The following is a 12,242-nucleotide window of genomic DNA, read 5'->3' on the forward strand; positions in this document are numbered from 1 at the left end:
CCCGTGCCCGACCCCACCACCACTCGCCGGACCACCACCGGCGCCACGACCGCGCGGGCCCCCGGGGCCTGGCTGTGGGCGCTGCTGGCCGTCGCCGCCGGGCTGAACGTCCTCGGCTCGACCGGCGTCCTGCCGTTCGCCGTCGGGATCGCCGGCGGCCTCGTCACCGCGGGCTGCGTCGCGGGACTCGTCGCCGGCCGTGTGCGGCGCCGGTGACGTGGTGCGGGAGCCGGCACGGCGGCTGAGTAGCGTGCGGGGTCCCGGCCCGACGACGGACCGGGTCGCCGCCGCCCGAGGAGCCCGCCGTGGAGCACGTGGTCCTGGACACCGACCTGGCGATGGGTGCGCCGGGCAGCGACATCGACGACGGCTTCGCGCTGGCCCTCGCGCTCGCGGACCCGGGCATCGCCCTCGACCTCGTCACGACCGTCAACGGCAACACCGACGTCGAGACGGCCACCGTCCTGACGCTGGAGCTCCTGCACCGGCTCGGGCACCCCGACGTCCCCGTGCACCGGGGCGCGAGCCGGCCGCTGCTGCGGCCGCAGGCCCGGTCGGGGTCGGTGCCCGCGGGCACGCCCGTGCGCGCGCCCCGCGACGGCCACGGCGCCGTCGCCCTCGTCGACCACGTGCGCGCCCACCCCGGCGAGGTCACGCTCGTCGCGATCGGGCCGCTGACCGACGTGGCGCTCGCGGTCCGGCTCGACCCGGGGTTCGCGGCGCGGCTCAAGCGGCTCGTCGTCATGGGCGGGCGGTTCCTCGGCGGCACCCACGACGCGCGCGTGCCCGGGGAGTTCAACGTCTGGAACGACCCCGAGGCGGTGCACGTCGTGCTCACCTCGGGCGTGCGCGCGGAGTGGGTGGGCCTCGACGTGACCGAGCAGGTGCGCCTGGACCTGGCCACGGCCCGGCGGATGGCCGCGAGCGAGGAGCCGTTCCTGGCCTTCGCGGGCCGCTACGCGGAGGCCTGGATCGAGCACGGCCGCACCGAGGGCGGCGACGGGCTCTCCTGCGCGCTGCACGACCCGCTGGCGGTCGCGGCCGTCACGCGCCCCGACCTGCTCACGTGGCGCGACGCGCACGTGGCCGTCGAGACGGGCGACACGCTGCGCGGCGTGGTGCTCGCGGACTTCCTCGACGCGCCGGGCACGACGCTCGAGGCCAACGCCCGGGTCGCGGTGGCCGTGGACGCGGCCGGGTTCACGGAGCTGTTCCTGGACCGCCTCGGGGGCCGCTGAGAACCCCGTACCGCCCGGCCCCGCGGCTGCGTACGGTGGCGGGGTGCCCCGCCTCCTGAGCGTCAACGTCGGTGCGCGGCGCCCCGTCGCGGCGAAGTCGGGGACCAGCGGCATCGACAAGCGGCCCGTCGCCGGCCCCGTCGCGGTGCGGGCGCCGGGGCCGAAGGGGACCGGCGGCAGCGGCCTCGTGGGCGACCACATCAGCGACACGGCCAACCACGGCGGCGACCACCAGGCCGTGTACGCCTACGCGCGCGAGGACCTCGACGCGTGGGAGACCGAACTCGGGCGGAACCTGCCGAACGGCACCTTCGGCGAGAACCTCACCACGGCGGGCCTCGCCGTGAACGGGGCGGTCATCGGCGAGACGTGGGCCGTCGGGGACGTCGTCCTGCAGGTGTCGTGCCCGCGGATCCCGTGCGTGACGTTCGCGGTGTGGCTGGGGGAGCGGCGCTGGCTGCCGCGGTTCACCCGGGCCCGCGTGCCCGGGGCCTACCTGCGCGTGCTGGTGCCCGGGACCCTGCAGGCCGGTGCGGAGGTGCGGGTCCTCGACGTCCCGGCGCACGGCGTGACGGTGGCGACGGCGTTCGCGGCCTTCACCACGGAACCGGAGCTGCTGCCGCTGCTGCGCGACGTCCCCGAGCTGCCGCCCGAGGACGCCGAGGTGGTCGGGCGTCGCACCGGCGGCTGACGCGGCACCGCCGCGCTCCGGTCAGGCGGCGAGGTGCTCCCGCAGGCACTCCCCGGTCGTCGTGGCCGCCGCCGCCAGCGCGCGCGGGGTGCCCTCGAACACCACGGTGCCGCCCTCGTGACCCGCCCCGGGCCCCAGGTCGACGACCCAGTCGGCCTGGCTGACGAGGTCGAGGTGGTGCTCCACGACGACGACCGTGCTGCCGCCGTCCACGAGCCGGTCGAGGAGGCCGACGAGCACCTCGACGTCGCCCAGGTGCAGGCCCGTCGTGGGTTCGTCCAGCAGGTACACACCGCCGGGGGTGCCGAGCTCCAGGGCGAGCTTGAGGCGCTGCCGCTCGCCGCCCGAGAGCGTGTTCAGGGTCTGCCCGAGCCCCAGGTAGCCGAGGCCCACGTCGACCATCGCGGACAGGGTGCAGCGCACGGGCTTCTCGGTGAAGTGCTCGGCGGCCTGGGCGGCCGACAGCGCGAGGACCTCCGCGATGTTCAGGCCCCGCAGCCGGTGGGTGAGCACCTCGTCGAGGTACCGGCTGCCCTCGCACGACTCGCACACCGTGACGATCTGGTCCATGAACCCGACGTCGGTGTAGATGCTGCCCAGCCCGTTGCACGTCGGGCACGCTCCCGCGGAGTTCGCGCTGAACAACGACGCGGGAACCCCGTTGGCCTTCGCGAACGCCTTGCGGACGTCGTCCATGACGCCCGTGTAGGTGGCCGTCATCGACCGGCGCGAACCCCGGGCGATGCTCTGGTCCACGACCAGCGCGCCGGGGCACGCGGCCGCGAGCGCGCCCAGCACCAGCGAGCTCTTGCCCGAGCCCGCGATCCCCGTGACCGCGGTGAGCACGCCCGTCGGGACGTCGACGTCGATCCCGCGCAGGTTGTGCAGCGCCGCCCCGCGCACCGCGATGCTGCCCGTGCGCTCCCGGACCCGCTCGCGCAGCGCGGGACGCTGCGCGAGCCGGCGTCCCGTCCTCGTGTCGGCCTCGCGCAGCCCGGCGAACGTCCCCTCGTAGACGACCCGCCCGCCCGCCGCGCCCGCGCCCGGCCCCATGTCCACGACGTGGTCGGCGATGCTCATGAGCAGGGGCTTGTGCTCCACGACGAGCACGGTGTTCCCCTTGTCCCGCAACCGGCGCAGCATGGTGGTCAGCGGCCCGAGGTCGTGCGGGTGCAACCCGACGGACGGCTCGTCGAAGACGTACGTCAGGTCGGTCAGCGCAGAACCCAGGTGCCGCACCATCTTCACGCGCTGCGCCTCGCCACCGGACAGGCTGGGGCTCGAGCGGTCGAGCGAGAGGTAGCCGAGGCCGATGAACACCAGGTCGCCGAGGCGGGCCCGCAGCGCCGTCAGCAGCGGGGCGATCGACGGGGCGTCCAGCGCGTCGAGGAACGCCAGCAGGTCCGTGACCTGCATGGCCGTGCACTCGGCGATGTTGCGGCCCGCGACGCGGCAGTCCAGGACGGCCGCGCTGAACCGGCTGCCGCCGCAGTCGGGGCAGGGCTGCGACGTGACGACGCGGTCCACGACCCGCTGGACGTGCGGCTGCAGCGAGGCGTAGTCCTTCGCGAGGTGCGTGCGGCGGAACTTGTCGACCAGGCCCTCGTACGTGAGGGTCATGGTGGCCGTCCGGACCTTGGCCGTCTCGCCGCGCAGGAACGTCTGCAGCTCCGCGGGGGTGAACTCCCGCAGCGGCTTGTCGTTGTCGAAGAACCCCGACTCGGTGAAGATCTGGTGGAACCACTTGCCGGGCTGGTAGTCGGCGAGCTTGATGGCGCCGGCGTTCAGGGACAGGTCCCAGTCGAGCAGCTCGTCGAGGTCGATGTCGTCGACGCGGCCCTGCCCCTCGCAGCGCGGGCACATCCCTTCCGGCGACGTGAACGACAGCTGCGACGCGTGCGCGACGCGCGGTTCCCCCAGCCGCGCGAACACCAGCCGCAGCATCGTCTGCAGGTCGGTCACCGTCCCGACGGTCGAGCGGCTGTTCCCGCCCATGCGCTCCTGCCCGACGACGATCGCGGCCGAGAGGTTGCGCAGCGCGTCGGCGTCCGGCTGCGGGATGCTCGGCAGGAAGTTCTGGACGAACGCGGTGTGCGTCTCGTTCAGCAGCCGCTGCGACTCCGCCGCGATGGTGCCGAACACCAGCGACGACTTGCCGGACCCGGACACGCCCGTGAACACGGTGATCGCGCCCTTGGGGATGTCGAGGGAGACGTCGCGGAGGTTGTTCTCGCGGGCCCCGCGGACCTCGATGTGCTGACTGCCGCCCATGGGGGACCCGTCCTCCTCGTCGCCGACGGCCCGCCCGCGCGGCCCGCCTCAGCCTCTCCCGGGCGGCGGTGGCGGTCAACGCTGCGGCCGCACGTCCAGCACGACCTGCAGCGCCTCGCCGGGGCGGCGGTCGAGGAGCTCGTAGGCCGCACCCGCGTCCTCGAGGTCGAAGCGGTGGCTGACGAGCGCGGTCACGTCGGGGGTCCCGGCGGCGAGGAGGCCGACGACCGTCTCCTGCAGTCGCGCGACGTCCCAGCGGGCGCGCTTGCGCTGCGGGACGGCGCCGATCTGGGACGCGAGCACCTCGACCCGGTTGTGGTGGAACTCCTCGCCGAGCCGCAGGTCCGCCGCCTGCCCCTGGTAGAAGCCCGCGGCGACCACGCGGCCGTCCGCGCCCACCAGCCGCGTCGCCTCGTGCAGGGCCGCGGCGCTCCCGCTGAGCTCGATCGCCGCGTCGGCTCCCCGTCCGCGCGTGCGGTGCCGCACCTCCACCGCCGCCTCCGGCCCCGGGGCGAGGGCGGCGTCGGCGCCGAGGGCCAGGGCCACCTCCCGGCGCGCGGGCACACCCTCCACGGCGACGACCCGGCAGCCCGCCAGGACGGCGAAGCGGGTGGCCAGCAGCCCGATGACGCCCTGCCCCACGACGACCACCGTGTCGCCGACGCCCACGTCGGCGGTCAGCACGGCGTTCAGGGCGATGGCCCCCACCCGGACGAAGCACCCGGCCACCGGGTCCAGGCCCGCGGGAAGCCGGTGGCCGGCCACCGCGGCGGCCGGGACGACCGCAGCGGAGCGGTGCCCCCAGATGCCCCACACCACGTCGCCGGGCCGGGGGTCGACCACGTCGGCGGCCACCTCCACCACCGTGCCGACCTCGGAGTACCCCCACCCGAGGAGCGGGTACGCCGGCGACCCGGTGGCGGCGGTCCCGAACAGCCGCAGGCCGGGGTCCCACGTGCGCGTCAGGTAGGGGTTCGTGCCGCGGTAGGCGGTCAGCTCGGTGCCCGCCGAGATGCCCGTCGAGGAGGTCGCCACCCGGACGTCGGCCGCCCCGAGGGCGCCGGGTTCCTCCGTCACGACGTCGACGGTCCGGGGGGCGGTGAAGCGGACGGTGCGGGGCACGGGTTCCTCCGGGTGACGGCGTCCTGCCATCCTGCGCCCGGTTCCGCCCCCGCGGTCGTCGTGGCGCCGGGAGGCCCGCCGTGCTTGCATGGGCGCCACCGCCGACGGAGGAGGTCGCATGCCCCGCCACCGCGTGCTCCCCGCACTCGCGGCCGCCCTGCTCGTCGCCGCGGGCGGAACCGCCTGCACGGCGGGGCCTCGGGCGCAGGAGGCCGACGTCCTGACCGTCTGGAACCTCGACGGGCAGCCCGACCGGATCGCCGCCGCGAAGGCGATCGACGCGGGTTTCACGCGCAGCTCCGGGGTGCGCATCGACCAGGTGCCGGTCGACGAGTCCCAGCTGCCGTCCCTCATCGTCTCGGCCGCGGTGTCGGGGACGATGCCCGACGTCATCGCCGGCCTGCCGCTGGGGGTCGTGCGGCAGCTCGCCGAGCAGGACCTCCTCGACACGGCGGCCGCCGGTGACGTCGTGCGCCGGCTCGACCCGGCGACGTTCTCCGACACCTCCCTGGCCCTGACCCGGGACGGGCAGGAGCAGCTCGCCGTCCCCTCCGACGTGTGGGCCCAGATCCTCGTCTACCGCAAGGACCTGTTCGAGCGCGCCGGCCTCGCCCCGCCCACGACGTACGCGACGATCGCGGACGCTGCGCGGGTGCTCACGGTCCCCGAGCGCAAGGGCATCACCCTCGCGACGGACCCCGGCGACCCGTTCACGTCGCAGACCTTCGAGAGCCTCGCGCTCGGCAACGACTGCGCGCTCGTGGACGACGCCGGCGACGTCGGGCTCGACGCGGCCCCGTGCCGGGCCGCGTTCGACCTGTACGGGCAGCTGACCCGCTCCTCGCCCTCGGGCACGCAGACGGTGGACTCCACGCGCGCCACGTACTTCGCCGGGCAGGCCGCCATGACGATCTGGTCGACGTTCCTGCTCGACGAGCTGGCGGGTCTGCGCGACGACGCGCTGCCCACGTGCCCCGAGTGCCGTGCGGACCCGGAGTGGCTGGCGCGCACCACGGGCATCGTCACGGCCGTGCAGGGTCCCGACGGCGCCGAGCCGGTCAGCTACGGCGAGGTCAGCTCGTGGGCCATCACGGGCACGCACGGACCGGCGGCCGCGGACTACGTCGAGCACATGATGTCCACCGGCTACCTCGCCGCCCTGGCCATCGCGCCCGAGGGCAAGTACCCCGCACGGCGCGGGACGCCCGCGGCGCCGACGGAGTTCACCGACGCGTGGCCGACGCTGCCGGCCGGCGTCGACCGTCGCAGACCCCTCGCCGACGTGTACGGGAGGCAGACCATGGACGAGATCGGCCGCGTGGCGGACACGCTGCAGCGCTGGGCGATCCCCGAGGGCCAGGGGGCGCTGCTCGGCCCCGTGAACGCCGAGCTGCCCGTCCCGAAGGTGCTCGCGGAGATCGCGGGCGGCGGGACGTCGGCGCGCGAGGGCGCGCGCGAGGCCGCCGAAGCGGTCGAGGAGATCCAGAGGTCCCTGACGTGAGCGCGCCCACCGCCGTGCGCCCCGCTCCACCGGCGCGCGTGCCGCGGGGGCGGGGGACCGGTGCGCGCGACAACCGCGACGGGCTCCTCATGGTCGCGCCGACGGTCGTCGTCGTGGTCGCGGTCATCGTCGTGCCGGTGCTGTGGAACGTCGTCCTGGCGTTCCAGGACCTGACCCTGCTCCAGGTCCGCGACGCCGGGCTGTTCCAGTCCCTGTCGGTGGAGAACTTCGTCGAGGTGTTCACCGGGAGCGGGTTCTGGCAGGCCCTGCTGAACACCGTCGTGTACTCGGTCGCCGCGACCGCCGGCTCGCTCGCCGTGGGGCTCGCGGCGGCGCTCGCACTGCGGCGGCCGTTCCCCGGCCGCGGTGTGGTGCGTGCGCTGCTCCTGCTGCCCTACGTCGCCCCGGTCGTGGCCGTCGCCTTCACGTGGAAGACGATGCTCAACCCGCAGTTCGGCGTCCTCAACGCGTGGGGGACCTCCTTCCTCGGCTGGGACGAGCCGATCGACTTCCTGGGTGACCGGACGTGGGCCCTGGCGACCGTCGTCGGCTTCGAGGTGTGGCGCTACTTCCCGTTCGCCTTCATGTTCCTCACCGCCCGGCTCCTCGCGGTGCCGAAGGAGATCGAGGAGGCCGCCGTCGTGGACGGGACGTCGCTGCTGCAGCGGTTCCGGCACGTGGTGCTGCCGCAGCTCGCGCCCGTCATCGCCCTCCTCTGCGTGCTGCGCCTGATCATGACGTTCAACAAGTTCGACGACGTCTACCTGCTCACCGGGGGCGGCGCGGGCACGGAGATCGCCGCCGTCCGCGTCTACGACACCCTCACCGGCCGCTTCGACGTCGGCGGCGCCGCGGCGCAGGCCGTCGTCCTGTCGGTGTTCCTCGCCGTCGCCCTGTACTGCTACGTGCGGTTCTTCGTCCGCCGTCAGGAGGAGTCGTGACCACGGTGACCGGCACGACGGGGCTCGCGGTGGAACGGCCGTCCGGCGGCGGTCGGCGGACCGTGCGGCACACCTCGCAGGAGCGCGCCTTCGGGGTGCTGCGGTGGGTCGTGATCGGCGTCCTCGTGGTCGTGACGGTGTTCCCGTTCCTCTACATGCTGCTGCTGAGCGTCGTCCCGATCGAGGCGCTGCTCCTGGATCCGGCGAGCCTCTGGTTCGGCCTCGAGACCCTCACGGTGGAGACCTACCGGACCGTGCTGGCACCCGTCGACGCGGGCGGCCAGGGGTTCGGGCTGTTCCTGCGGAACTCGGCGCTCGTGGCGCTGGCCACGGTGGCGGTGACGATCGCCGTCTCGATCCCCGGCGCCTACGCCGTGTCCCGGCTGCCCTTCCTCGGACGGGCTCAGGTCAGCACCTTCTTCCTCGCCGTGTACCTGTTCCCCACGGTCGTCCTGGCGGTGCCGCTGTTCATCGTGTTCGCCCGCCTCGGCCTGCAGTCCTCGCTGGTCGGGCTCGTGCTGGTCTACGTGGTGCAGACCGTCCCGGTGTCCATCCACATGCTGCGCAGCTACTTCCAGACCATCCCGCAGAGCATCGAGGAGGCCGCCGCCGTCGACGGCGCCGGGCGCCTGACCGTCCTGCGCCGGGTGGTGCTCCCGCTGGCCATGCCGTCGATCACCTCGACCGGCCTGTACGTGTTCATGATCGCCTGGAACGAGTTCCTGTTCGCGCTGCTGTTCCTGTCGGCCCAGCCCGACCGCTGGACGGTCTCGCTGGGGCTGGCGCAGCTGTCCAACGGCATCGAGGTGCCCAAGACCGTCCTCATGGCGGGGTCGGTCATCCTGACCGTGCCCATCGTGCTGCTCTACGGGCTCACCGAGCGTGCCCTGACCGAGGGCCTCACGAGCGGCGCCGACAAGGGCTGAGCCCGGTCAGCCGCGCGGCACCGCTTTCGGGGGCAGCGCCAGGTCCAGGACGGTGCGGCCCTCGGCGTCGACCACGGTGAAGTCCACCGCGTCGGTGCGCAGGACCGCGGCCTGCATGTTGCACGTGACCGCCTTCGCGCCCGTGCCGAGGAACTCCCCGGCGGGCAGCAGCCGACCGTCGCGCGTGCGCACCACGCCCCGGTAGGTCGCGCCCGCGTCGAAGCCCGACGCCACGAGCCGCACCTCGACGCCCCACGTGTGCGGGACCACGGTCGCGGTGTCCGCGCTCACGGCGGGGTCGACCGGGCGCAGCGGCAGCTGCTCGAACGCCACCGAGGGTGCGGCCGGCGGGGGGTCCGCGGGCAGCACCGCGATCGCCGTGACCACGGCGGCCGCGGCCGCGGCGGCCACCGGGACCAGGACCGTGCGCAGGCGTCCGCGCCGGGTCTCGCGGCGGTCGCGGCGCTCGCGCAGCACCGACTCGGCCCCGACGGCCGCGGCGATCCGGACACCCAGCTCGCGCGGCGGCGCGACCGGTCCCGGGGTGCGGTCGGGGTCGACGAGGAGCAGGTCGCCCGCCAGGGGGGCCAGCTCCTCCAGGTCCGCGCGGCAGGCCGCGCACCCGTCGAGGTGGGCGCGCAGCGCGACCTCCTCCGGCGCGGGGAGGGCGCCGAGCACGAGGGGGCCGAGCATCTCGCGCAGCTCGCGGTGGCTCGGCCCGCCGCGGCGCGCACCGGTGGAGTCGTCGGCGTTCACGGCTCCACCCCCATCTCGTCCATCGCGACCCGCAGGGCCTTCAGCCCGTAGAACACCCGGCTGCGCAGCGTCCCCACCGGCAGGTCCATCTCGGCCGCCACCTCGGCGTACGGCCGGTCCTTCAGGTACGTCTCCACGATCGCCGTGCGGTGCTCCGCGGAGAGCCGGCGCAGCGCCTCCTCCACGACCCAGCCGCGCAGGAGGCGCTCGCTGGGGTCGTCGCCGGCGTGCGGTGACGCCGACGCGTCGTCGACGAGGGCCACCTGCCAGGGCCGCACCCCCGCGGCCCGCACGTGGTCGAGCATGGCGTTGCGGGCGATGGAGAACAGCCACGTCCGCAGGCTGCCGAGCGAGGGGTCGAAGCGGTCCCCCGCGCGCCAGGCGCGCAGGAAGGTCTCCTGGACGACGTCCTGCGCGCTGCCCGCGTCCCCCAGCGAGCGGAGCAGGAAGCGGTACAGCTCCGCGCCGTGGGCGTCGTAGGCGCGGGCCACGGCGATCTCGTCGCGCAGCGCCTCGTCGGCGCCGGCGGCAGGAGCGGGGTCGGGCCGCCCGGCCGGGCGCGCCCGGGAGCGTCGCGGGGACCGCAGTGCCACCTCGGCTCCTCTCGTGCCGCCCTCCCGGGCGGGCCGTGCGTCGTGCGGGTGCGGCCCGGTCCTGCCCCCTCGCTCAGGACCGGGCCTCCCCCACCGGCGGTGGCCGGCGGGAGCCCGGGCCTCAGCGCTGCAGCGGCAGGGCGATGTCCGTGACGTCAGAGGCGAAGGTACCGACGCGCGTGACCTGCCCGGTGAGCAGGGAGACCGAGTAGAGGCCGCTCTTCCCACCGACGGACAGGCTGGCGTACCCGGCGACCGAGACCGTCCTGCCCTTGACCAGCGTGGAGCTGATGTCGAAGCCGGCGGGGGCCGCGGCGTCCACGCCGAGCGAACCCGTGGCGGCCAGCGTGCCGGCGTTGGCGGGCGACTGGACGGCCACGGTGTCGGCCGTGGTGTTCAGGACGAACAGCGTCGTGGCCGTGGCGGCGTCCAGGTCGTTGTTCGTGTAGGCGGCCGCCGTCACGCCCGCGGTGGTGCCCGCGGCCGGGGGGGTGGTCAGCGGGGTGTCGGCGACGGTCGCCGCACCGGCGGTGGCCAGCGGCTGACGGAGGTTCTGGCCGGTGTCGCTCACGACGCGCAGCGCGTTGGCGGCCGGGTTGAAGTCCACGCCGAAGTTCGTGCCCTCGAGGGCGATCGTGAGGCGCTGGACGAAGGTGGCCTTCGCGGTCGTGGTGTCCAGGACGTAGATGCCGCCCCGCTCGCCCACGCCGTAGAGCTTGCCGTCCTGCACGCGGACGTCGATCCCGACGAGGCGGGTGTCCTGCTGCAGGCCGGTCACGGTGCCCACGGGGCCGCTGCGACGCGGGTCCCGGGTGCTGAAGGTGACGAGTTCGGTGCCGCCGACGAGGCCGACGGCGCGGTGCTGGTTGGACGACGACGAGGACGAGGACTTCGAGCTGGGGCCGCTGGCGGCGGCGGGGGCCGCGGCGACGGCGGTGACGAGAGCGGCGACGGCGAGAGCGGTGACGGGCTTGCGCACGGTGTCCTCCAAGGTGGTCGGCCCAGCGTCCGTGCCGGGCTCGGACGTGGGTACGCGCGTCGCGGCGGGCGCGTTCACCGCGGCGGGCACGAGTTCCGCCCGCGTGTGAGGTTTCCCGGTCCGCCCGCGCCCGAGCGGTCATGCTGGGCGCGTGAGCGCCGTCCCCGACCCGCACCGCGGGCCCGTCCCGGCCACCGCCTGGGCCGCCGACGCCGCGGCCCGCGCGCGCGGCCGGGTGCTGATGCTCAACGCCGGGCGTCCCGGCGGCGTGGACGGCGGCTGGACGATGGACGCGGCCCAGTACGAGGCCGTGCGCGCCCACCTCCTCGAGGTGCTGGACGCCGACGCCGACGCCGACGGCGCCGTCCCGCTGAGCCACCTGGTGCGGACCGCGCAGGAGCGCTTCGGTGCCGACGCGCTGTTCCCGGGCGGGCGCCTGCGCAACTGCGTGACCTTCACCAAGGTCGACCTGGAGGCCCGCTGCGAGATCGAGCGCGTCCCCGGTGCGGGCGCGCAGCGCCTGCGGCGCTGGGTCGGGCCGCCGCCGCCGCCCCTGGCCGGCTGAGGAGCGGCGTGACCGCGTCCGTCCCCGCCCCCGGCGGCTCGGGGCCCGCCCAGCTGCCCACCGAGGTGCTGCTGCTGGCGCTCGCTCCCCGCTGCCGCTGCGTCACGCGGGGCCCCGTCGAGCTGGTCCTGGCCGGCGCGCTGCTGTGCGAGGAGCTCCTCGCGGGCGGGCGCCCGGTGCCGCGCTCCCGGTGGGCGGGGTCGCCCGTGCTCGAGCGCTCGGCCACGGCGCTCGGCGAGGTCGTGGGGCCGGCGGAGCGGGCCGGCCTCGTCGAGCGGGACGTGCACCGCGTGCTGGGCCTCGTCGCCCGCCGCGGCTTCGGCGTGCGTGCCGTGGACGTCCGCGACCGGGCGCGCGAGCGACTCCTGGACGCCCTGCGGCCCGGTGGCCGGCCCGCCGATGCGCGCGCTGCCGCGCTGGCCGTGCTGTGCGCGGTGTCCGGCACCGCGCGCCACCACGCACCGCCGCCGGCCGGCCGTCCCGGGGTCCGCGCCGAGGCGGCTCGGGCGCAGGCGGCCCACCTCAACGCCCTGGCCGTCGCGCTGGGCCCGGAGATCGCCGCCGTCCTCGTCGCCACGCGCGAGGCCTACGGCCGGCGCGGCGACGGCGAGCCGGTCGTGGACGGGGACGCGGGACCCGACGGTGGGTACGGCGACTGC

Annotated in this window: 13 protein-coding genes; 8 read left to right on the forward strand and 5 right to left on the reverse strand. The window is 75.5% G+C overall.

Annotation, left to right across the window (positions count from 1 at the left end):
• The 3 genes from GTR02_RS14370 to GTR02_RS14380 all read left to right on the forward strand — a co-directional run.
• A partial coding sequence (locus GTR02_RS14370; protein ID WP_205709288.1) for a hypothetical protein occupies positions 1-216 on the forward strand: 216 nt, incomplete at its 5' end.
• An 89-nt stretch (positions 217-305) separates the two neighbouring features.
• Positions 306-1,238 (forward strand): nucleoside hydrolase, encoded by a 933-nt coding sequence (locus GTR02_RS14375; RefSeq protein WP_166608181.1) that lies wholly within the window; start codon positions 306-308, stop codon positions 1,236-1,238.
• A gap of 43 nt (positions 1,239-1,281) precedes the next feature.
• Complete coding sequence (locus tag GTR02_RS14380) at positions 1,282-1,929, forward strand: MOSC domain-containing protein (RefSeq protein ID WP_166608182.1); 648 nt, start codon at positions 1,282-1,284, stop codon at positions 1,927-1,929.
• Between the two features lie 21 nt (positions 1,930-1,950).
• Here the strand turns inward: GTR02_RS14380 and GTR02_RS14385 are convergent, their stop codons facing one another.
• Positions 1,951-4,200, reverse strand: a complete 2,250-nt coding sequence (locus GTR02_RS14385; RefSeq protein ID WP_166608183.1) for an excinuclease ABC subunit UvrA — start codon at positions 4,198-4,200, stop codon at positions 1,951-1,953.
• 75 nt (positions 4,201-4,275) lie between these two features.
• Positions 4,276-5,322, reverse strand: coding sequence for a zinc-binding dehydrogenase (locus tag GTR02_RS14390; protein WP_166608184.1), 1,047 nt, complete (start codon positions 5,320-5,322; stop codon positions 4,276-4,278).
• Between the two features lie 118 nt (positions 5,323-5,440).
• Between GTR02_RS14390 and GTR02_RS14395 the strand changes: the two genes are divergently transcribed.
• The 3 genes from GTR02_RS14395 to GTR02_RS14405 all read left to right on the forward strand — a co-directional run bounded on the left by GTR02_RS14395 (position 5,441) and on the right by GTR02_RS14405 (position 8,690).
• On the forward strand, positions 5,441-6,823 hold the full coding sequence (locus tag GTR02_RS14395) for an ABC transporter substrate-binding protein (RefSeq protein ID WP_166608185.1): 1,383 nt from the start codon (positions 5,441-5,443) through the stop codon (positions 6,821-6,823).
• Positions 6,820-7,764 (forward strand): ABC transporter permease subunit, encoded by a 945-nt coding sequence (locus tag GTR02_RS14400; RefSeq protein WP_205709289.1) that lies wholly within the window; start codon positions 6,820-6,822, stop codon positions 7,762-7,764. Before GTR02_RS14395 ends, GTR02_RS14400 begins: the two co-directional genes overlap by 4 nt.
• A 62-nt stretch (positions 7,765-7,826) precedes the next feature.
• Complete coding sequence (locus GTR02_RS14405; RefSeq protein WP_420814732.1) at positions 7,827-8,690, forward strand: carbohydrate ABC transporter permease; 864 nt, start codon at positions 7,827-7,829, stop codon at positions 8,688-8,690.
• A 6-nt stretch (positions 8,691-8,696) separates the two neighbouring features.
• Here the strand turns inward: GTR02_RS14405 and GTR02_RS14410 are convergent, their stop codons facing one another.
• The 3 genes from GTR02_RS14410 to GTR02_RS14420 all read right to left on the reverse strand — a co-directional run bounded on the left by GTR02_RS14410 (position 8,697) and on the right by GTR02_RS14420 (position 11,018).
• A complete protein-coding gene (locus GTR02_RS14410; protein ID WP_205709291.1) occupies positions 8,697-9,446 on the reverse strand; it encodes a zf-HC2 domain-containing protein in 750 nt (249 codons plus the stop codon).
• Positions 9,443-9,955 carry a sigma-70 family RNA polymerase sigma factor gene (locus GTR02_RS14415; protein ID WP_420814733.1) on the reverse strand — a complete coding sequence of 171 codons (513 nt, stop codon included), beginning with the start codon at positions 9,953-9,955 and terminating at the stop codon, positions 9,443-9,445. The genes GTR02_RS14410 and GTR02_RS14415 overlap by 4 nt, the downstream gene beginning before the upstream one ends.
• A 205-nt stretch (positions 9,956-10,160) precedes the next feature.
• The gene (locus tag GTR02_RS14420) at positions 10,161-11,018 is read right to left on the reverse strand and encodes a DUF4394 domain-containing protein (RefSeq protein ID WP_166608186.1); all 858 of its coding nucleotides are present in this window, start codon (positions 11,016-11,018) and stop codon (positions 10,161-10,163) included.
• 151 nt (positions 11,019-11,169) lie between these two features.
• Between GTR02_RS14420 and GTR02_RS14425 the strand changes: the two genes are divergently transcribed.
• Together GTR02_RS14425 and GTR02_RS14430 are read left to right on the forward strand one after the other, a co-directional pair.
• Positions 11,170-11,583 carry a DUF6958 family protein gene (locus GTR02_RS14425; RefSeq protein ID WP_166608187.1) on the forward strand — a complete coding sequence of 138 codons (414 nt, stop codon included), beginning with the start codon at positions 11,170-11,172 and terminating at the stop codon, positions 11,581-11,583.
• An 8-nt stretch (positions 11,584-11,591) separates the two neighbouring features.
• A partial coding sequence (locus GTR02_RS14430; RefSeq protein WP_166608188.1) for a hypothetical protein occupies positions 11,592-12,242 on the forward strand: 651 nt, incomplete at its 3' end.

Origin of the sequence: Kineococcus siccus, from assembly GCF_009906795.1 — a bacterium.
In the GTDB taxonomy this organism is placed as follows: Bacteria; Actinomycetota; Actinomycetes; order Actinomycetales; family Kineococcaceae; genus Kineococcus; species Kineococcus siccus.